Source organism: Cryobacterium sp. Hb1 (genome assembly GCF_004403585.1).
Lineage (GTDB): Bacteria > Actinomycetota > Actinomycetes > Actinomycetales > Microbacteriaceae > Cryobacterium > Cryobacterium lyxosi.
The window spans coordinates 341,129-361,743 of sequence record NZ_SOHI01000028.1 but is presented as its reverse complement, the minus strand read 5'-3'; the positions used below and the strand labels follow the sequence as shown (position 1 = coordinate 361,743).

At 64.5% G+C, this 20,615-nt stretch carries 15 protein-coding genes; 5 read left to right on the top strand and 10 right to left on the bottom strand.

The window, feature by feature from the left end; translation table 11 throughout:
• Nucleotides 1–47: 47 nt before the first annotated feature.
• Nucleotides 48–1,259: a cysteine desulfurase family protein gene (locus tag E3T38_RS12750; RefSeq protein ID WP_134548503.1), complete on the bottom strand. Its 1,212-nt coding sequence runs from the start codon at nt 1,257–1,259 to the stop codon at nt 48–50.
• Nucleotides 1,260–1,329: 70 nt separating this feature from the next.
• Here E3T38_RS12750 and glgX point away from each other — a divergent pair, with 70 nt between their 5' ends.
• Entirely contained in the window at nt 1,330–3,408 is a 2,079-nt protein-coding gene (gene glgX, locus E3T38_RS12745; protein ID WP_134548502.1) for a glycogen debranching protein GlgX, read from the top strand.
• 5 nt (nt 3,409–3,413) lie between these two features.
• Here the strand turns inward: glgX and glgP are convergent, their stop codons facing one another.
• On the bottom strand, nt 3,414–5,981 hold the full coding sequence (gene glgP, locus E3T38_RS12740; RefSeq protein WP_134548501.1) for an alpha-glucan family phosphorylase: 2,568 nt from the start codon (nt 5,979–5,981) through the stop codon (nt 3,414–3,416).
• A gap of 218 nt (nt 5,982–6,199) precedes the next feature.
• Between glgP and E3T38_RS12735 the strand changes: the two genes are divergently transcribed.
• Nucleotides 6,200–8,200, top strand: coding sequence for an alpha-1,4-glucan--maltose-1-phosphate maltosyltransferase (locus E3T38_RS12735; protein WP_134548567.1), 2,001 nt, complete (start codon nt 6,200–6,202; stop codon nt 8,198–8,200).
• The gene (gene glgB / locus E3T38_RS12730; RefSeq protein ID WP_134548500.1) at nt 8,197–10,521 is read left to right on the top strand and encodes a 1,4-alpha-glucan branching protein GlgB; all 2,325 of its coding nucleotides are present in this window, start codon (nt 8,197–8,199) and stop codon (nt 10,519–10,521) included. The genes E3T38_RS12735 and glgB overlap by 4 nt, the downstream gene beginning before the upstream one ends.
• A 95-nt stretch (nt 10,522–10,616) precedes the next feature.
• Here the strand turns inward: glgB and E3T38_RS12725 are convergent, their stop codons facing one another.
• Nucleotides 10,617–11,603 (bottom strand): tetratricopeptide repeat protein, encoded by a 987-nt coding sequence (locus E3T38_RS12725; RefSeq protein WP_134548499.1) that lies wholly within the window; start codon nt 11,601–11,603, stop codon nt 10,617–10,619.
• The gene (locus tag E3T38_RS12720; RefSeq protein ID WP_134548498.1) at nt 11,600–13,429 is read right to left on the bottom strand and encodes a hypothetical protein; all 1,830 of its coding nucleotides are present in this window, start codon (nt 13,427–13,429) and stop codon (nt 11,600–11,602) included. Before E3T38_RS12720 ends, E3T38_RS12725 begins: the two co-directional genes overlap by 4 nt.
• 245 nt (nt 13,430–13,674) lie before the next feature.
• On the opposite strand from E3T38_RS12720, the gene E3T38_RS12715 reads away from it, so the two are divergent.
• Nucleotides 13,675–15,282, top strand: coding sequence for a hypothetical protein (locus E3T38_RS12715; RefSeq protein ID WP_134548497.1), 1,608 nt, complete (start codon nt 13,675–13,677; stop codon nt 15,280–15,282).
• Between the two features lie 23 nt (nt 15,283–15,305).
• A complete protein-coding gene (locus E3T38_RS12710) occupies nt 15,306–16,355 on the top strand; it encodes an AI-2E family transporter (protein WP_134548496.1) in 1,050 nt (349 codons plus the stop codon).
• Nucleotides 16,356–16,375: 20 nt separating this feature from the next.
• Here the strand turns inward: E3T38_RS12710 and E3T38_RS12705 are convergent, their stop codons facing one another.
• The 6 genes from E3T38_RS12705 to frr form a co-directional block, all read right to left on the bottom strand.
• Nucleotides 16,376–17,149 carry an alpha/beta hydrolase gene (locus E3T38_RS12705; protein WP_370449031.1) on the bottom strand — a complete coding sequence of 258 codons (774 nt, stop codon included), beginning with the start codon at nt 17,147–17,149 and terminating at the stop codon, nt 16,376–16,378.
• Nucleotides 17,146–17,451, bottom strand: coding sequence for a hypothetical protein (locus E3T38_RS12700; protein WP_134548495.1), 306 nt, complete (start codon nt 17,449–17,451; stop codon nt 17,146–17,148). Before E3T38_RS12700 ends, E3T38_RS12705 begins: the two co-directional genes overlap by 4 nt.
• Nucleotides 17,452–17,514: 63 nt before the next feature.
• Entirely contained in the window at nt 17,515–18,177 is a 663-nt protein-coding gene (locus E3T38_RS17185) for a lytic transglycosylase domain-containing protein (RefSeq protein WP_241984454.1), read from the bottom strand.
• 54 nt (nt 18,178–18,231) lie between these two features.
• Nucleotides 18,232–18,975, bottom strand: a complete 744-nt coding sequence (locus E3T38_RS12690) for a DivIVA domain-containing protein (RefSeq protein WP_134548494.1) — start codon at nt 18,973–18,975, stop codon at nt 18,232–18,234.
• A 47-nt stretch (nt 18,976–19,022) separates the two neighbouring features.
• Nucleotides 19,023–20,036 carry a phosphatidate cytidylyltransferase gene (locus E3T38_RS12685; RefSeq protein WP_134548493.1) on the bottom strand — a complete coding sequence of 338 codons (1,014 nt, stop codon included), beginning with the start codon at nt 20,034–20,036 and terminating at the stop codon, nt 19,023–19,025.
• A gap of 11 nt (nt 20,037–20,047) precedes the next feature.
• Nucleotides 20,048–20,602, bottom strand: coding sequence for a ribosome recycling factor (gene frr, locus E3T38_RS12680; protein WP_104126888.1), 555 nt, complete (start codon nt 20,600–20,602; stop codon nt 20,048–20,050).
• Between the last annotated feature and the right edge of the window lie 13 nt (nt 20,603–20,615).

The window sequence follows — 20,615 nt, the reverse complement described above, 5'->3', positions numbered from 1 at the left end:
ACTCAACGAGTGTACGCGGAGTGCCCGTTTGAGCAAACGTCAGCCCGTCAGTGCCCGGGCACCCGATCGGCCAGACCGGCAATGAGAGCCTGGGCGTGGGCTGCGGGCAGAGCCGCGAGCAGCGCGTCGACGTCGGCGTCGGTCGACGTATGGCCGAGGGTGATGCGCAGGGCACCGCGGGACTCGACCTCGCTGCGTCCCATCGCCCGCAGCACGTGCGAGGGTTCCGGCACCCCGGCCTGACAGGCTGATCCGGTCGACACGGACACCCCGGCCGCGTCGAGCAGGAACAACAGCGAGTCGCCCTCGCAGCCGGGAAAGCTGAAGTGCGCGTTGCCCGGCAGCCGGGTGGTCGGGTCGCCGTTGAGTACGGCACCGGGAGCGACCCGCGCCACACCGGCAATCACCCGGTCGCGCAGCGCCGCCAGGCGAACGGTTTCGGTGCCTCCCGCCCCTTCTGGCTGCCGGGCCGCCCGCTGCTCAACGGTGATGGCGGATGCCGCCACCGCGAACGAGACCGCCGCCGCGACATCCTGGGTGCCGCTACGCACTTTGCGCTGCTGGCCGCCGCCGTGGATGAGCGGCTCGACGGTCGTCGCCCGGCCGAGTACGAGCGCGCCGATGCCGACCGGGCCGCCGACCTTGTGCGCCGATACGCTCAGCGCCGACACACCGGCAGCGGCGAGCGTGCGAAAGTCGACCGGAACGTAACCGTAGGCGGCGACAGCGTCGACGTGCACCGGAATGCCGTTGGCGGCGGCGAGCGCCGCCACCTCGGCGACGGGCTCGAGGGTACCGACCTCATTATTGGCCATGATCACACTCACCAGCGCAACGTCCAGGGGGTCACGCGCAATGGCATCCGCCAGCGCGCCGAGGTCGATGCGTCCCTCATGATCGAGCGGAATCCACTCGACGATGGCCCCGTCGTGCTGCGCGAGCCACTCCACCGTATCGAGGGTCGCGTGGTGTTCGCCGCCTGGTACCAGGATGCGCCGGCGCGGGGCGCGGGCCCAAAACAAGCCCTTGATGCCGAGGTTGATCGCCTCGGTGCCGCTTCCGGTGAAGACGACTTCGATCGGATCGCAGGCGAGACTGGTGGCCACGATCTCGCGCGATTCTTCGAGCATCCGTTTGGCATTCTGGCCCTGGCTGTGCACCGAGGCAGGGTTGCCGACGACGCTCATCGCTTCGGCGTAGGCGGCAATAGCGGCGGGAAGCATCGGCGTGGTCGCCGCGTGATCCAGATAGACAACCATGCCTGCCATTTTACAGTCGAGCGGATGCCGGTGGTCGTCACGCTCGCCCACACTGATTACTCTTGAATCCATGAGTTCCACCGACCCCCTGCGCAACCTCGGTGTGCGACTAACCAGCGCCGGCGGTGAACTCCGCGTCTGGGCCGAACATGCCGACGCCATGGACCTGTGTCTGTTCGACGAGATCGACCCGAACTGGATCATCAAAAGCGTACCGATGGCACAGGATGCGCACGGCGTGTGGTCGGGCAAATCGCGCACGCTGTCACCGGGGCGCCGATACGGCATCCGTGTGTCGGGCCCGGCCAGCGCACAGAATTCCTTTCACCCCGAGAAGACCCTGATCGAACCGTATTCACGTGGTCTGGTTCGGGTCGGCGCCGGACTGTGGCAGTCCTCGGTGGTCGACGATTATTTCGATTGGAACGGCGCCAAGAAGCCGGGCACGGCCCTCGATCACACCGTGGTCTACGAGGCGCACGTGCGCGGCCTCAGCCGGCTGAACCCGCTGGTTCCGGCCGCGCTGCGAGGCACCTACGCCGGTCTTGCCCACGAATCCACCATCGCCTACCTGAAGGACCTCGGCGTGACCGCGGTTGAACTCTTGCCGGTGCAGGCGTTCGTGTCGGAGCAGCGCTTGATCAAACAAGGCCTGATCAACTACTGGGGCTACAACACCCTCAATTTCTTCTCCCCGCACGCCGACTACGCCACTCAGGCAGCCCAGTCCGCCGGGCCGGCAGCGGTGCTGCGCGAGTTCAAGGGTATGGTCAAGCTGCTGCACGAGGCGGGACTCGAGGTCATCCTCGACGTCGTCTACAACCACACCGCCGAGGAGGGCCGCAACGGCCCGGTCACGAGTCTGCGCGGCATCGACAATGCGGGCTACTACCGGCAGGACGAGTCCGGTGCCTACATCGACGTAACCGGCTGTGGCAATACGGTCAATTTCAGCCACGACGTGCCGAAACGGCTCGTGCTCGATTCCCTGCGCTACTGGGCCAACGACCTGCAGATCGACGGGTTTCGCTTCGACCTGGCGGCGACGCTCGGCCGCGACAGCGGTGTCGTCTACGACCCGGAGCATCCGCTGCTCACCGAGATTCGCGACGACCCGGAGCTGGCCGGCGTGAAGCTCATCGCGGAGCCCTGGGATGTCGGCCAGGGCGGCTGGCAGACCGGCAATTTTCCGCCCGGCTGGACCGAGTGGAACGACCGCTACCGCGACCGCATGCGGGACTTCTGGCTTTCGGATATGAAGAGCCTGCGCTTGAGTGGCTCAGCCGGCAGCGGGATCGGACGATTTGCGACGCGGGTCGCCGGTTCCTCGAACACTTTCTCCGAGAAGCGCGGCCCACTCGCATCGCTCAACTTCATTACCGCCCACGACGGGTTCACCCTCGCCGACCTGACCGCGTACGACGTGAAACACAACCTCGGCAACGGCGAGTCGAACCGTGACGGCACCGACAACAACAGCTCGTACAACCACGGGGTGGAGGGGCCGACTCGCGACGTGGCCATCCTGGCCACCCGTCGCAAGGCCATGCGCAACCTGCTCGGCACCCTGCTCCTGTCGGCCGGCATCCCCATGCTCACCGCCGGCGACGAGTTCGGGCGCAGCCAGCGGGGCAACAACAACGCCTACTGCCAGGACAGCGAGCTGACCTGGCTGAACTGGGATTTCGACGACTGGCAGCAGGACCTGCACCGGGTCACTCGCCGCCTGCTGCAGCTGCGCCGAGAAAACCCGGCGTTGCGTCCGGTGCACTTCGGGCGGTTCGGTGAGACCACGCCGAGTGCCAGCCAGCTTGACTGGTACAACATCGACGGCGAGGCGCTCACCGGCGACGCCTGGAACTCGCCGACCGAACGCACTCTGCAGTACATGGCGGCGTCGACCCCCGAGCATGAAGCGTTCAATCGCATCCTGCTCGTGATCAACGCGCGAGAGCAGGACGAGACGGTCACACTGCCCAGGCATGAGGGAGTGGATGCGTATACGTTGCTCTGGGATTCCAGTCACGACGACCTGCGTGACTCGGTCATCGAGCATGCACCGGGCACTTCCCTGTTCGTTCCGGGTGCCTCGATGCAACTCATGCGCGCTCACGGCGCGCTCGTGCCGCGCCGCACGCCCCTTGCCTGAGCCAGCTAACTTGCGACGGCGACCAGGCCCATTTCGGCTGGGCTGATGAGCAGGTCATTCTTCGGAACGACGCGCACGGTATAACCGAACGTTCCGGCCCGGTCGAGTTCAACCGTTCCCGTGAACAGGGTGGCGCCGCCGGCGGGTGCTTCTTTCACCAGTGCCGGTTCGAGCGCCTGAGTCACCACATCGCGCAGTTCATCGGTGCCGACGCTTTTACCGTAGACAACCTCGACGGTCACGTCTTCAGCGACGAGTCCGCCGAGCTGCACGTGCGCGCGCAGGTGCAGCTCATCACCCACTTCTGGCACCGACGAAACGCCGCCCGATTCGACGTGGGTCACCGCGACCTGCGGCCAGGCCGAGACGATCCTCCCTTTCCAGGCCGCCAGTTCGCGGGCCGCGCGGTAGTTGTTCGCCGACATGAGCGCTTCGTAGTGCCCGGCCGGGCGATACAGACGTTGCACATACTCACTGACCATGCGGTCAGCGGAAAGTGCGGGCGACAGGGTACTGAGGGTGTGCCGGATATTTGACACCCATCGTTCGGGTACGTCGTCGCCGTTGCGTTCATAGAACGTCGGGGCGACCTGGTGTTCGATCAGGTCGTACAGCGCCTCGGCTTCGAGCCGGTCCCGTTCGGCGGAGTCACCGGCCGAATCGGCCGTCGGAATTGCCCATCCGTTCTTGCCGTCATAATATTCCGGCCACCAGCCGTCGAGAATCGACAGGTTGAGGGCGCCGTTCAAGGCCGCCTTCATGCCGCTCGTGCCGCAGGCCTCGAGCGGGCGGAGTGGATTGTTGAGCCAGACATCCGTTCCCGGATACATCAGCTGGGCCATCGCAATGTTGTAGTCGGGGAGAAAAGCGATGCACGTGCGCAGGGCCGGATCCGCCGCGAACTGCACGATCTTCTGGATCAGTCGTTTGCCCTCTTCATCGGCGGGATGTGATTTGCCGGCGATGACGATCTGAATCGGATGCTCCGGGTGCAGCAGCAGGGCGCGCAGACGTTCAGGGTCGTGCAGCATCAGGGTCAGGCGCTTGTAAGTAGGAACGCGGCGGGCGAATCCGATGGTCAGTACGTTCGGGTCGAACACCCTGCCCATCCAGGCCGGGGGGATCCCGCCCGGGTTCTGGTCGCGCCAGGCATTATGCAGACGGCGGCGGGCATCCTCGACGAACTGCAGGCGCATCTGCCCCCGCACCGACCACAGGTCCTGGTCGGACACATCAGGGGAGGCCCAGTTCGCCGTCGAGGTGTCGCTCGTGCCGAGCTTGGCGTTGGCGAGGCTCTTCAGCGCCGGGTCGGTCCAGCTCTGAGCGTGGACTCCGTTCGTGATGGACGTAATCGGTACATCCGCTGAATCAAAACCAGGCCAGAGCCCGTTGAACATTCTGCGACTGACCTCGCCGTGCAGGGTCGAAACGCCGTTGGCGTGCTGGCCGAGGCGTAATCCCATGACGGCCATGTTGAACACCTCCGAGGAGCCCCCGGAGTAACTCTCCGCTCCGAGCGCGAGCAGGTCTTCCACGTCGACGCCGGGCAGCAGATCGGTGCCGAAGTAGCGCCGCACCAGGGAACGCTCGAAGCGGTCGATGCCAGCGGCGACCGGAGTGTGGGTGGTGAACACGGTTCCGGCACGGGCCACCTGCAGGGCTTCCTGAAAGTTCAGGCCCTCGCCGATCAGGCTGGAGATGCGCTCAAGGCCGAGGAATCCGGCATGGCCCTCATTGGTGTGGAACACCTCGGGCTCTGGCAGTCCGTGCAGCGAGCTCCACAGCTTCACGGCGCGGGCACCGCCGATGCCCAGCAGGAGTTCCTGGAGCAACCGATGTTCGCCGCCGCCGCCGTACAGGCGGTCGGTGACCAGGCGCAGGTCGTCAGCATTCTCGGGAATGTCGGCGTCGAGCAGCAGCAGGCGAACCCGACCCACCTTGGCCTGCCAGACGCGGGCATGCAGGGTGCGGTCGTCGGGCAGGGCGAGGGACACCTGCACGGCCGAACCGTCGGCCCGGCGCAGCACGGCGAGCGGCAGCCCGTCGGGGTCGAGCAGCGGGTAGCTCTCCATCTGCCAGCCGTCAGGCGAGATGGCCTGGCTGAAGTAACCGGCACGATAGAACAGCCCCACGCCCACCAGCGGCAGGCCGAGGTCGGACGCGCTCTTGAGGTGGTCACCGGCCAGAATGCCCAGGCCCCCTGAATACTGCGGCAGGGCAGCCGCAATGCCGAACTCCGGTGAGAAATACGCGATCGCAGCCGGTTTTTCGCCCTCGAGCCCCTGGTACCAGCGTGGTCGATCGAGATAATCGCGCAAGCCGTCTCTGGTGGAATCAACCTGCGCCACGTAGTCGTGGTCCTGCGCCAGCTCGTCGAGGCGACGTGGGTCGACGGCGCCGAGCAGGGCGACCGGATCGGCACCGATCTCGCGCCACAGCTCAGGGGCGATGCGCTCGAACAGCTGCCGGGTGGGTTCATGCCACGACCAGCGGAGATTGCCGGCAAGCTCCTCGAGAGCCGCGAGGGGCCCGGGGAGAACGGCACGGACAGTAAATTTGCGGATGGCCTTCACGAGGTCAACCTTAGGGGTGCCGGGTGACTAATCTGTGACACCTCGATCGACGCGCACGAGCACGCCCGACGGGAGGGGAGCGCCACAGCCGCTGTTCACGCTACGGTCATGGTGTGGCCAAGACAGCAGCGAAAAAGACGATCCAGCCGGCAATATCGAGCACTGCTCGCACGACCGTGTCCGCGGATGCCGCGGCGGAGAGCGGTTTCACCGCTTCCATGGGTCGCATCCCGGTTCTTGACCTGTCCCCTCAGCTGGACGACAATCGCTGGCCGGTCCGTGCCTTCGTCGGTGAAGTCGTGCCGTTTGGCGCGACCGCTTTTCGCGAGGGACACGACCTCATCGGTGTCGACCTGCAACTCACGGCGCCGGACGGCAGCACGACGCGGCATCCAATGGTGCTGCAGGCCGACGGTACCGACCGCTACAGCATCGAGGCGCAGCTCGGCGTCCCGGGTCACTGGCAATATCGGGTGCGCGCGTACGCCGACGACTTCGCGACCTGGGAACACAACGCGGCGATCAAGATACCGGCGGGCATCGACGTCGAGCTCATGTTCACCATCGGCGGGGTTCTCCTGGCACAGGCCGGCCGCGACACGGGCCGCCCAATCGCCGCCCGTCGTTTGTTCCAGGCCGCTGCCACATCGCTCGCCGACACCGGCAAATCGGCCACTGAGCGTTTTCTCGCGGTAGCGGATGCCGCGCTGCGGCAGGCCATCGCTGCTCGCCCCCTCGCTGGCCTGGTCTCCTTCTCGGCCGAACGCACGATCATCGTCGAACGCGAAAGAGCCGGTGTCGGTTCCTGGTACGAATTCTTCCCACGCTCTGAGGGCGCCGTTCGCCGCGCCGACGGCAGCTGGAAGAGCGGAACCTTTCGCACCGCAGCCAAACGCCTGCCCGCCGTGGCCGCCATGGGCTTCGACGTGCTCTACCTGCCCCCGATCCACCCCATCGGGCAGGCCTTCCGCAAGGGCCCGAACAATTCGCTCACCGTTTCCCCCGGCGACCCGGGGTCGCCCTGGGCCATCGGCTCGTCTGACGGCGGCCACGACGCCATCCACCCGGACCTCGGAACCGTCGCCGACTTCAGCTTTTTTCTGAAGAAGGCCGCCTCCCTCGGCATCGAACTCGCTCTCGACTTCGCCTTGCAGGCCTCCCCCGATCATCCCTGGGTAACAGAGCACCCGGAGTGGTTCACGACCCTGCCCAACAACACCATTGCCTTCGCCGAGAACCCGCCGAAAAAATACCAGGACATCTACCCGATCAATTTCGACAACGATCCCGCCGGCATCCGCGCCGAGGCGCTGCGACTGCTGCGCCACTGGATCAGCCTCGGCGTGCGCATCTTTCGCGTGGACAACCCGCACACCAAGCCGCTCGACTTCTGGGAGTGGCTTATCGCCGAGGTCAATGCCACTGACCCCGACGTGGTGTTTCTGGCCGAGGCATTCACCCGTCCAGCCCTCATGCAGGCCCTCGGCAAGGTCGGCTTTCAGCAGTCGTACACCTATTTCACCTGGCGCAACACGAAGAGCGAGCTCGAGGAGTTCTTCGACGGCCTCGCCACCGACACCCCCGACTTTCTGCGTCCGAACCTGTTCGTGAACACCCCCGATATCCTCACCGAGTACCTGCAATTCGGCGGCCCGGCGGCGTTCAAGATTCGGGCGGCGCTCGCGGCCACGGCCGCACCGAGCTGGGGGGTCTATGCCGGTTTCGACCTGTTCGAAAACGTCGCTCGGCCGGGCGCGGAAGAGAGCATCGACAACGAGAAGTACGAGTACCGGCCGCGCGACTGGAACACGGCCGAGGAGCTCGGAAAATCCCTCGCGCCGTACATCACGCTGCTCAACCGCATCCGCTCCGAGCATCCCGCGCTGGGCCAGCTGCGCAACCTCGACATCCACTCGAGCGACGATGACTCGATCCTCGTCTACAGCAAATTCCTGGGCGCTGCCTTCACCGGAACGGGTCAAGCGGATGCCCTCATCATCGTCGCCAACGTCGACCCGCACTCGGTGCGCCAAACGGTGGTGCACCTCGACGTGACCCGGTTCGGTATTGCCCGCGGCGACACCTTCGACGTGCACGACCTCGTCTCCGGCGTCACCTGGACCTGGTCGTCCGATAACTTCGTGCGTCTGGACGCTTTCACCGAACCGGTACATATTCTGCACGTCACGCCACACGATCCAGCCCGGGCACTCGCATGAGTGGCGGCAAGGACAAAAACGCAAAGCATAAGAAACACGACACGACGAGCACGAAGGGTCAGGGAAAGAACATCGACGGCAAGAAGGCACAGTCCCCCAAATCCGGGCCCAAGAAGATCCAGAAGCATGCGGCCCCGATCGAACCGGTGCCCGACCACGTGCTCGAGGCCGTCGCTGCCGGCCGCTATTACAACCCGCACGAAGTTCTGGGCCAACACCTCGGCGTGAAAGACGGTGTGTCAGACCCGGTCGTCATCATGCGGGCACTACGTCCCCTCGCGACCGAGGTGTTCGCCATTCTCGCTAACGGATCGCACGTCGAGCTGACCCACCTCGCGCACGGCATCTGGCAGGGCGAGGGCATCGTCGGGCTCAGCGACTACGAGGTCGAGGCCCGCTACGAGAACGCCCCGCCCTGGATTTGTGATGACCCGTACCGGTTCATCCCGACGCTCGGCGAACTCGACCTGCACCTCATCGGTGAGGGTCGCCACGAACGACTCTGGGACGTGCTCGGGGCCCACCACCGCCAGCACCAGGGGGTCACGGCGTCATCCACCGGTACCTCCTTCGCGGTGTGGGCACCGCACGCCCGTGCCGCCCGGGTGATCGGCGACTTCAACGGCTGGAACGGCGTCACCCACGCCATGCGCAATATGGGCAGCACCGGCGTCTGGGAGCTGTTCATTCCGGGCCTCGCGCTCGGCGCCAACTACAAGTTCCAGCTCCTCGCGCAGACCGGCGACTGGGTCGAGAAGGCCGACCCGATGGCCCGGCTCGCCGAGGTACCGCCGCAGACCGCGTCAATCGTCACCGAATCGCACTACGAGTGGTCGGATGACGCCTGGCTCGCTAATCGCACGGCCAACGATCCCCACAACCAGGCTATGAGTGTGTACGAGATGCACGTCGGCTCCTGGCGCCCTGGCCTCGGGTACCGCGAGTTAGCCGATGAGCTGGTCGGGTACCTGCTGGAACTCAGTTTCACGCACGTGGAATTCATGCCGCTGGCTGAGCACCCGTTTGGCGGTTCCTGGGGCTATCAGGTGAGCGGCTACTATGCACCGACCAGCCGGTTCGGTTCCCCCGACGACCTGCGCTACCTGATCGACCGGCTACACCAGGCCGGCATCGGTGTGATCATGGACTGGGTACCCGGCCACTTTCCCAAGGACGATTTCGCCCTGGCCCGCTTCGACGGCCAGGCCCTCTACGAACACCCGGACCCGCGCCGCGGGGAGCAGCTGGACTGGGGCACCTACATCTTCGATTTCGGCCAGATGCAGGTACGCAACTTTCTCGTCGCCAATGCGCTGTACTGGCTCGAGGAATTCCACATCGATGCGCTGCGTGTCGACGCCGTCGCCTCGATGCTCTACCTCGACTATTCGCGCGAGGCCGGGCAGTGGGAGCCGAATAAGTACGGTGGCAACGAGAACCTCGAGGCGATCAGCCTGCTGCAGGAGATCACTGCCACGGCGTACAAGCGCAACCCGGGCACGATCATGATCGCCGAAGAATCCACGAACTGGGGCGGGGTGACCGCGCAGACCAGCGGCGGCGGGCTCGGCTTCGGCTTCAAGTGGAACATGGGCTGGATGCACGACTCGCTCGAGTATATGCAGGTCGACCCGATGTACCGCTCGTACCACCACAATGACATCACGTTCTCGTTCATCTACGCCTTCAGCGAGAATTTTCTGCTGCCGATCAGCCACGACGAGGTCGTGCACGGCAAGGGCGCCCTGGTCTCGAAGATGCCCGGTGATTCCTGGCAGCAGCTCGCCAACGTGCGCGCCTACCTTGCTTTCATGTGGGCGCACCCGGGCAAGCAACTTTTGTTCATGGGAAGCGAGTTCGGTCAGCGCTCGGAGTGGAGCGAGGAGCGCGGACTGGACTGGTGGATGCTCGACCAGCCGGCGCACCGCGGCCTGTTCAACCTCGTTGCCCAGCTCAACCGGGTCTACCGCGATAATGCCAGCCTGTGGAGCCGAGACAACGACCCGGGCGGCTTCGAGCTGCTCGACGGCGGGGCCGCGGGCCAGAACGTCGTGTCGTTTCTGCGTTGGGACAACCACGGCGTTCCAGTCGCCTGCTTCTTCAACTTTGCCGGGCATCCGCATACCGACTACCGAGTCGGCCTGCCATTCGCCGGGCAGTGGGAAGAGATTCTCAACACGGATGCCGGCGACTTCGGTGGGTCCGGCGTGGGAAACCAGGGCGCCGTCGAGGCTTACAACGAGCCGTGGGCCGGTCGCCCGGCATCGGCAACCCTGACCCTGCCTCCCCTCGCTGGCTTATGGTTACGCCTTCGCCGTTAGGCGCATTCCGCTCGAGCGCGCCCGGCCCGTACGACTGAGTCAGCCGGCCACTCGGCACACTCGGCGCACTGGGCGCACTCGGCGCACTCGGGAAATCAGTACAGGAGGGCGGTCAGACGCGAACGGGTGGGGGGAACCCGTGGGTCGTCTTGACCGACGACCTCGAACAGCTCGAGAAGGCGCTCGCGGATCGTGTTGCGGCCGGCTGCGGGCTGTGCCGGAAAGAGTCCCAGCAGGCGATCGAAGGCGTCCTCGATGTGACCTCCGGATAAGTCGAGGTCGGCCACGAGCAATTGCGCGTCGAGATCGTCGGGGGTCGATGCCGCGCCATTGCGAATCTGATCGATGGTCTTACCCTGCAGCCGGGCGAGAAGACTCACCTGCGCCAGACCGGCAACGGCCATCGTGTCGTTCGGGTTCTGTGCCAGTGCGGTGCGGTACTCACTCTGGGCGGTGGCGTAGTCGCCGGCCTCGATGGCCGTGTACGCCTCCAGGTGGTGCGGCGGCAGAGGCTCCGGGGTGGCGGCAACCGGTTCGGCGTCCGCGTCTGCATCTGAGGCCTGGGCCTGGGCAGTGCCTGTCACACCCTGCTGCGCCGCGAGCTCCAGAACGCGACCGAGCACCTCGGTGATCTGCTCCTCACCGAGTGCACCGTTGAAAAGCTGTACCGGCTGACCGGTGATCACGGCGGCGACCGTAGGCACGGACTGGGCCTGGAATGCCTGTGCGAGCTGCGGATTCGAGTCGATATCGACGCGGGCCAGTACGAACTTGCCGGCAAAGCCCAGAACGATCTTCTCCAACACGACCATGAGCTGTGTCGAGGGTTCGCTCCGGGATGCCCACAGCCCGACGACCACGGGAACGCGGGAAGACAAGTCGAGCAGTTCGCCAAAATTGGCGTCGGTACCCTCGAGAACAAGGCTCGGAAGGGTGACGGTACCGGAGGGTGCCGCAGCGCCGCCGGCGATGGATGCGCCAGCGTCGGCCGCCGGGGTCGTTCCCGCCGGGGCACGGTTCACGAGCGAGGAGAGGTCGACCGCTCCGCGCAGGTTCGATCCGAAAGGGGGCATATTCGTCATGGAAGCTCCGCCGATGTGATGAGGCCCTGGGCAAAGCCCAGAAGCACGATTTTGTCGCTAGAACCAGCCGTAGGTACGTAGAACAGCAGTTGGTCGCGGTAGGTGTTTTGAAAGCCCTTGGCCGTAGTGGTGATGCCCGACAGTGCCTTCGTGGCGAGGGCATCGGCGGCCGGGCCCACCGTGGCCCCGGCATCGACCGGTTTGACCGTTTCAGTCTCCGTCATACTTACCGCCACGATGCTGCCAGAGTCGTTGGTCGCGAGGGCTACGGCCTCGTCGGTGCCCGCAGAAGCCGCGAAGTCGATCGAAGCGGTCGACGGCAGGGCAGCGACCTTGGCCGCGTTCAGGTCAGCGACCTGCACGCGAAAATTATCCCCCTCGCTCTCGAACAGGCCGAATGAGGGGCTCGCCTCGCCCTGCAGCAGGATATCGGCATAGGCGGCGGCCAATTCGTTCGGCGGCAGCAACAACAACTTGTTGTCGGGGGCGATGGCGGGAGCGCCGACGATGGCGGGCGCCACCTTCGGAACGTGCGCCGACTGCTCCAGCGCGAACAGATACTGCACATGATAATTTGTGCGGGGCGATTCCTGCTTGAGGATGACCGCTATGGTCGGGATGCTGGGATTGTTTTTGTCCTGGATTACGGTCATGACGACACGAGGCCAGGAGTTCGTCTGCTGCGGCAGCGTGAACGTGAGCGGTGCACCCGCCAGGGCAACAAGCGGGGCTACTGCCGGATCGACGGCCCGGATCTTGTAGTTGGCCAGTCGTTGTTCCAGGGCCGGGCCGGTGAATCGCGTCGCAATAGTCTCTGTATTCAGGTTCGTATCGGCGTCCGCGCTGAGCAGAGAAATCTCGCTCATGATCGTTTCCAACTGGGAGACAGTGACGGCGGGCGGCGGCAGCTCGGCGGCGGCTTCGACAGAATCGGTGGGCTGAGGCGTCGGCGTTGGCGTCGCAGTGGCCGTGCTGGTCGTGCTGAAATCAGGCCACAGATCGGCCGAACAGCCACTCAGCGCCAGGCCGGAGACCACGATCATGGGAAGGATGGCCACCCGGCGGGCGATTCCCCGCCGCGAAGTCGTGATCTGACTGGCTTTGATCGCCTTCGGACGCGGTGCGCGCGGCAAACGCGGCATTCGGGGACCGCGGGGCACATTGCGACGCGGCCTGCGAGAGCGCCGCAGGTGCAGCAGGGCCAGGACGTACAACACCAGTCCGGCCAACAGCAGCACGGCACCACCAGCGAGTAGCGGGCCGGCCCACGGGGTGGAATTATCGGACGCCCACGACAAACGGATGCTGGACGGTGCCGGTGCGATCCCGTCCGACGCGACGAGCACAGAGATACCCTCCGGCAGGGTCAGCGTGGTTGTCACGGACTTCGTGCCGGTGTACTCCTCGAGCCACAAGTCCGACCCGGCTGGATTCACGATCGCGGCGGCGACATCCGCTGTGGCGGCGTCACCCGACGTGCCCTCGGCATTGTCGGCGGTGACGGCGTCGGTGACGGTGGAGGTGAGTTCGCCTGTTTTCTCGCTGAGGCCGACAGTGGCGTACGCGTCGTCCGCAATCCACGCGGCGACGTCTTCCGAACGGCCGTACGCGAGGAAGATAGCGCCATCTCCGCGCACGTTGATGGTCTGGCTGCCCGTCGACGCTGCCAGCGCGCTCGGATCTATCACGGTGTACTTCGTGTCGCCCGTGACAGAAGAAGCGAGGGAAGTGAAAGCGGGCTCAAGAAAGATTGTTCGCTGTGCGATGCCGAGAACGATCATCACGGCAGCAAGCACGAAGGCCACGATGGCAAGAACAAAACGCACGGATCACCCTTCAGCTTGTGTGCTGGTTGGTATTATTCAGTCACTTTGGCTGACTCCTGCGCCTGAAAACGCTCAGACACAGACCTTCTACGATACTGCCTTCTCCTGAAAGGTGCCTAATAGCGCCGGCGCCCCACCGTCGAATGGGCGGGTACTCGCGGCGGCGCCAGCACACTAAAATTGGGGGTGTTCCCCGTCATGCATGATCCATCTTGGGCCGGGGCCCCATTTGTAAGGAGTAAAAAGTGTCTGACGACGAAGCTGATTTCACCCAGGTATTTCGCGGCTACGACAAGGATGAGGTCGCCAAGGCCATCCAGTCTCTACGTCGCGAACTGATTCAGGCCAACACTCAAAACGCCGAGGCCGGCCGCGAAGTCAAACGGTTGGCGGCGCGCATTGACGATCTCAACGCTGAAATCGAAGAGGTGGGCAGCCCCACCTTTTCCGGCCTCGGAACCAAACTGGAGAATACCCTTCGCGTCGCCGAGGAGCAGTCCACCCGAGTCATCGCCCAGGCCGATATCGACGCCGAAAAGCTGCGCGCCGCGACGACCGACGAGGTTCAGCTGCTCCGCCACAATGCTCTCGAGCAAGCCGAACGCACCCTGTCCGATGCCGCAGTGAAGGCACGTCGGGTTCTCGATGACGTGCGGGTTGAAGCTGATGACGTGCGCGCCCGCGCCCAGGACGATCAGGCACAGGTGGTCCAGGATGCCGTTCGCGATGCCTCCCTGATTCGGGGCGCTGTCGCCACCGAGGCCGCCGAAGCGCGTGCAACGGTCAAGCGTGAGGTTTCGGCCATCCGCTCTGAAGCCGATCGGGAAGCAGCAGAAGTGCGCGTAGTGGCCCAGCGGGAAGCTACCGAGGCTCGTGAGATCGCGGCCGGCCTTACCCACGAAACCGAACTCACCCGCGCCGAAGTGGCCTTGGAACTCGACCAGCAGCGTGCTGACCTGCAACGCGAAACCGAACAGGCCCGCGTCGACCTGACCGCCGAGACGGAGCAGGCCCGGGTCGATCTGGCCAAGGATTCCGAGCAGGCGCGGCTGGACGGTGCACACGAGGCAGATCAGGCCCGCACCCTGCTCGCCGCCGAGGTCGAGCAAGGGCGAATCGATCTGGCCCGCGAGATCGAACAGGCACACGCGGTGACAGAGGTCGAACGCGAGCAGGCCCAGACCGATCTCGCTCGAGAGCTCGATCGCAAACGCGCCGGTTTGGCCCGTGAGATCGAGCAAGGCCGCGCAGCCCTTGCCGCCGAGGTTGAACAGGCCGCCGCCGACCTGGCTCGGGAGAACCAGCAAGCCGGAATCGACGCCGAGGCCGAAGCCGAGCAGGCCCGCATCGATTTGGAGAACCAGCTCACCGCCACGCGCAAGAAGGGCGAGCACGAGGCGAGCCGCCTGGCCCGGGAGATCGATCAGGCACGAGCCGACTTCGATGTCGAGCTGAAAGCCCGCCGTGACGAGGCCGAGCAGGAGCACCTCGCCCGGCATCAGGAGGCCGTGGCGCAGACTCAGAAGTTTCAGGCGGATGCCGCCAGGCAGCTTACCGAGACGAGTGAGCGCACGGCCGAGCTGCGCACCCTCAACGAGCAACTCGATGCCGGCGCCCGCGAGGAAGCCAAGGCGAACAAGGAACTCGCCGAAGAGAACGCCGCGGGCATTCTCAGGGACGCGCACGCCGCTGCGACCACTCTCGTGACCGACGCCACAACACGCTCACGCACCCTCGTGGCGGACGCCGAAGATCGGCTGTCCCAGATTAGAATTGAGCGCGACGCCGTGGCCGGGTACTTTGAAAGTCTGCGCAGCGTTTTGACGCAGGCAGAACGGGTCGCAGCCGAGTAATTCCCCATCCCTGGAGTCGACACGTGAAAATACAAAATGCCTTCCGGTTTGGACTCGTCGGAACGTTGGGCGTTGGGCTGGGCTTACTGATCATCACCTCGGTGATCACCCTGCAGACGATCATCATCTACGTCGGGGCGGCGCTGTTCATCGCGCTCGGCCTCGACCCGGCCGTCTCCTGGCTGGAGAAGAAGAAGTTCCCCCGCTGGGCTGCGATTCTGACCGTGGTCGCAGCGGTGCTCGGTGTTCTGACCGGCGTCGTATTCGCAATCGTGCCGATCATCGTCGACCAGGTGTCCAAACTTTCCAGAATCTTTCCCGAATTGGTGCGGGGCGTGAACTCGTCGACCTTCCTGGCCGATCTCCAACGACAGTTCCCCGGGCTGGACGTGTCGAGAATCACCAAGACGATCACTGATTTTCTGGGCGGTAATCTATCGAATATCACCACGACGATCGTCCAGTCCGGTCTGGCGTTTGTGAGCGGATTGTTTGGTGCGCTGATCATCTTGATCCTCACGCTGTATTTCACGGCCTCATTGAACGCCATGAAGCGAGCCACCTACCAGCTGGTTCCCGCATCCAAGCGAGCACGCTTCACCGACCTGAGCGAGCAGATCACTACGGCCGTCGGTCGGTACATCGTGGGCCAGGCCGCGTTAGCATCCGTGAACGGTGTGCTGAGCTTCATCTTTTTGTCGATCATCGGAGCGCCATTTCCGGCGCTCCTCGCCTTCATCGCCTTCCTGCTGTCCTTGATCCCGCTGGTCGGTACTATCTCCGGCTCGATCATCATCGTGCTGACCTGCCTGATTCCTGAAATCGGCAGTTCACCCCAGACGGCTCTGGCCGCGGCGATCTACTACCTCATCTATATGCAGGTCGAGGCATACATCCTCAGTCCGAACATCATGAGTCGGGCCGTCTCCGTGCCGGGTGCTGTCGTCGTGATCGCTGCCCTGGCCGGAGGCAGTCTGCTCGGTATTCTCGGCGCCCTGATCGCCATTCCGGTCGCGGCGTCCGTCATTATGATCGTCAAACAGGTCGTCATCCCCCGCCAGAACGAACTCTGAGGCTTTTGTCGACAGCGCGCTCACGACGCGTCGGGTAGCCCGGTGGTCCACTCCGTCGGGAGGGGCAGGGCGCCCGGGTTGACTGTGGCGACGATCTCGCTGAGAACACGGCGGGTCAGGGTCTCGCCAACCCACAAGTGTTTGCCGCCTTCAACGGCGACCAAACGCAGGCCGGGTACAGTGGCAAACCGCGAGCGGGCGGCATCCGGCCTGAGGTAGTCGTCGAATTCGGGAATCACAGCTACCAATTCACGTTCGTTCCCGGCCCACGCCGCCAACTCTTCGCTGGTCGTGCGGTGCAGCGGGGGTGACAGCAGGATGGCGCCGCAAATGGGGTGCTCCAGGCCGTATTTCAGGGCGAGTTCAGTGCCGAATGACCAGCCGACCAGCCACGGGTTGGGCAGGTGGCGTTTAGCGACGAAGGCCATCGCCGCGGCGACATCGGCTCGTTCGGTCAGTCCGTGACCGAAATTTCCATCACTTGTACCGCGCGGTGATGATGTACCGCGGGTGTTGAACCGCAGCACGGCTAGGTCTGCCAGGGCGGGCAGCCGGTTCGCCGCCTTGCGAAGAATATGCGAGTCCATGAAACCGCCGGCGGTGGGCAGCGGATGCAGGGTGACGAGCGTGGCCACCGGTGCCCTGCCGACCGGGGAGGCCAGTTCGCCCACCAGGGTCAGACCGTCGCTCGTGTGCAGCTCGACGCGTTCGATGGTGGCCGGCAGTTCAATGCCGCCACGAATGTCAACCGGCACGGTCGCTGCTCCTTCTGGGCTCTCGGGGCCGTTGGTCACTTGATCTTCCAACAATGGGTGTGCCAGTGCCGCCGGTTGGCGAGGTCGGCAACGTCACCGAGCACCCCGTCACCGCGCCACGTGACGATGTGAGCGGTACCGGGGGCGATGCTCTGGGTGCATCCGGGACACAGGTAGGCCTTGACCGCCTGTTTGGCGGGAACCGGCTGAACGTGCCACAGGCCGTCACGCCGGACTTCGCTGCGACGCCATCCCGCGAGCAGATGAGTCAGGCCAACGTCTGCGTCGTCGTCGCCCGACCGTTGGGCCTTGCGGCCTCGGGGTCGATTGCTACGCGCCATGATCCCAGTCTAAAGTGCGGGCTCGGTGCCGAACACCAGCGGGCCCGGCGCACCAGTTTGCGCCTAGTACCAGCCTGAAGCCTGGGACTTACCCCAGGCGCCACACGGAGTGCCGTAGCGGGCCGTGATATACCCGAGACCCCACTCAATTTGGGTTCCAGCGTTCGTGGCCCAGTCGTCGCCAGCCGACGCCATCTTGGAGCCGGGGAGTGATTGTGGGATTCCGTAGGCGCCGCTCGACCCGTTCTGGGCGTTGACGCGCCAACCCGACTCTTTCTGCCAGAGCGAGACCAGACAGTTGTATTGGTCTTCGCCCCAGCCGCGACCGGCAACGGCGTCGTAGGCATACGCCTTCGCCGAGCCCGGATCGGGTACGGCAGCCGGCGGAGCGGTGAAGCTCTGGGTCTTTTTTTCAACCGCCACCACGATGGGCACCGGTTTGGGCTTTTCGGTGACGGCATAGCCGTCACGCGTGATGGTATTGGTGTAGCTGCCGGCAACGAGAACAGCTTGGGCGGGCCCGTTATCGGTCGTACTGCCAGCTATCTGAAAGTATGGCGAGGCCGTAGCGCCCGAGTAGGGATCAACCACGGTGACAAGCACGAACGCACAGGCTGCTGTGAACCCGAACAGAAAGTGCGTCGGCTTGACCCGGGGCCGCGTTCGACGATTGATCGGCTTGGCCGCAGCCGGAACGGTGTCGATTGCTTTCAGATGCCTGCCCATTACTAAACGACCCTAGCGGACAAATTTGATGACATCCAAGTAACGGTGACCAAATCAGCGCACCGCGAGCATGACGTCCACCACGCTGTCCAACACCAGATCCACCTGCGCTTCCCGGTATCCTCCCCGTTCGGGGCGAAAAACGGCCGTTCGCACCTCCGCGACCGTGAGCTCACGACCGTCGCGAAAATACTTCACCAATTTGTTGGCCAGACGGTCGACGTCCACTCGCTTGTAGCCGACCGCCAAAACGCTCGTGCGCGTGAACCGGGCACCGGGGGGGCGGCTGAGCCGGCCGACGATCACCTCGACGGCGGCCTCGGCTTCTGCCATCCACGCCTGTTCTCCCCCGGCCCGGGTCGCCTGATCGCGTTCTCGAGCGGCGAAAGCGTCTTCAAGTCGTTCCAGTGCCGCATCGACCTGGTCGGGTGAGTATCCGCCTTTGTGCATTGCGAAGGCCGTGTGGCGGATCCCCTCGGCCGTCAACCTGATACCGGTGCCGGTCTCGTCTGCCTCAGGTTGTTTCACGATAAGCGGGTGCAGGGCCTCGGCTCCATTGGCGGCGCCCGGCTCGTCGTCCGTGGTCGCCGGCAGGGTGGTCGCCGGCAGGGTAGTCGCGCTCTCGGTACCGGCGGCGATCTCGTCAACGGATTCCAGAGCACCGGTATCAGCATCGAGTTCGTCGTCGTGCAGGTCAGGCTGGTCGTATGCGCGCCGCGCCGCAGCCAGAAACGCATCGACCTGGGTGACGTTGTAGCCGAGAGACTTCTTGTCCACTCGCGAAAATATGGTGCTCATACCCTCATTGTCTCGTACCAGGTTCGCGGGGGAAAAATCGGTCGCGCTCACGCAAAGACCAGATAGAGGGCGTAGGCGGCAGCGGCCGATGGCAGAATCGAGTCAAGCCGGTCCAGAAAGCCGCCGTGGCCGGGGAGCCACGAACTCATGTCCTTGATGCCGAGGTCGCGTTTGATCAGCGATTCGGCCAGGTCACCAAAGGTCGCAGTCAGCAGGATGACCGCTCCGAAGACCAATCCGAACCACCACGGCTGGTCGAGCATGAAGATCGAGAGCAGCACACCAGCGATCATGCAGATCAATCCGGCGCCAACAAAGCCCTCCCACGTTTTCTTCGGGCTGATCGAGGGCGCCATCGGATGCTTGCCGAAGTTCAGGCCGCTGACGTACGCACCGGTGTCGGCGGAAATGACCAAAATCAGGAAGGCGAGCGTCCACCACTGTCCGTGGTCCTGGGCGACAAGCAGCACTGCAAAACTCGCGAGAAAGACGACGTAGACCTGAATCAGGACGCCACCGCCCACGTCGCCGAGGATGGAACGGGCAGTGGCGCGGTGCGACGCCATCACGAGTAAGGCCAGGCGCCACAACCCGATTAATACGATGCCGCCGAGCATGACGAACCATTGGCCGGTTGCCCCACCGTAGAATGCAGCCGGAACGATGGCGACCGCAGAGATGATCACGGGGATGCGCGGCACGTTGCGTCCGGCACGCCGCAGGGCCTGTGCCAGTTCGAACGCGCAGAAGCCGACAATGACGACCGCGAAGATCATGAAGAGCTGTTTGATGATGATGAGACTGACCAACATTGAGCCGCCGAGCACAAGTCCAATCAGGATGGCCAGAATGAGGTTGCGCCCGGTGCGCGCTGCGATACGTTCGTTGGTCGCATCGAGTTGCGCCCGCGTGGCCTGCACCTGACGTTCAAAATCGGCCTTGGTCGTTTGCACCTGACGTTCGAAATCAGCTCGCGTCGTTTTCACCTGCGCTCGGAACTCGGCGCGACTGACACCGTTACCGCGTCTGTGCGGCTGGCCGTTCTCCGGTTTCTCGGTCATCTGAACGCTTCCTAGATCTCGAGAAGTTCGGCTTCCTTGCGCTTGAAGGCGTCGTCAATGCCGTCCACGTGGCTCTTGGTCATCAACTCGAGCTCTTTCTCGGCGCGAGCGACCTCGTCGTCGCCGACCTCGCTCTTGAGCGCATCGAGCTCGTCTTTGGCCTTGCGGCGAATGTTGCGCACTGAAATGCGGGCGTCCTCTGCCTTGGCCTTGACGATCTTCACGAATTCCTTGCGGCGTTCCGTGGTGAGTTCGGGCAGCGTAGCTCGAATGGTGGTTCCGTCGTTGCCGACGTTGGCGCCCAGATTCGGAGTGTCGCGGATGGCGATCTCAATGTCGCGCAGCGCCGCTTTGTCGTAGGGACCGATCAGCATCGTGCGCGCTTCCTGGTTTTGCAGCGACGCGAGTTGTTCCAGCGGTGTCAGAGTGCCGTAGTAACTCACCAGAATTTTCGCGAACATTTGCGGGTTGGCGCGCCCGGTACGCACAGTGCCGAAGTCGTCTTTGGCGGCCTCGAGGGCCCGGTTCATGCGCGCAGTGGCATCGGAAAGAACATCCGCGATCACGGTGACTCCTTTA

Excerpts from the sequence above, each read along its gene's own strand:
- glgX (WP_134548502.1), top strand. The coding sequence starts at position 1,330 with ATGAGTTCCACCGACCCCCTGCGCAACCTCGGTGTGCGACTAACCAGC.
- E3T38_RS12735 (WP_134548567.1), top strand. The coding sequence starts at position 6,200 with ATGGGTCGCATCCCGGTTCTTGACCTGTCCCCTCAGCTGGACGACAAT.
- E3T38_RS12690 (WP_134548494.1), bottom strand. The coding sequence starts at position 18,975 with ATGAGCACCATATTTTCGCGAGTGGACAAGAAGTCTCTCGGCTACAAC.
- E3T38_RS12700 (WP_134548495.1), bottom strand. The coding sequence starts at position 17,451 with ATGGCGCGTAGCAATCGACCCCGAGGCCGCAAGGCCCAACGGTCGGGC.
- E3T38_RS17185 (WP_241984454.1), bottom strand. The coding sequence starts at position 18,177 with ATGGGCAGGCATCTGAAAGCAATCGACACCGTTCCGGCTGCGGCCAAG.
- E3T38_RS12725 (WP_134548499.1), bottom strand. The coding sequence starts at position 11,603 with ATGACGAATATGCCCCCTTTCGGATCGAACCTGCGCGGAGCGGTCGAC.
- glgB (WP_134548500.1), top strand. The coding sequence starts at position 8,197 with ATGAGTGGCGGCAAGGACAAAAACGCAAAGCATAAGAAACACGACACG.
- E3T38_RS12685 (WP_134548493.1), bottom strand. The coding sequence starts at position 20,036 with ATGACCGAGAAACCGGAGAACGGCCAGCCGCACAGACGCGGTAACGGT.
- E3T38_RS12750 (WP_134548503.1), bottom strand. The coding sequence starts at position 1,259 with ATGGTTGTCTATCTGGATCACGCGGCGACCACGCCGATGCTTCCCGCC.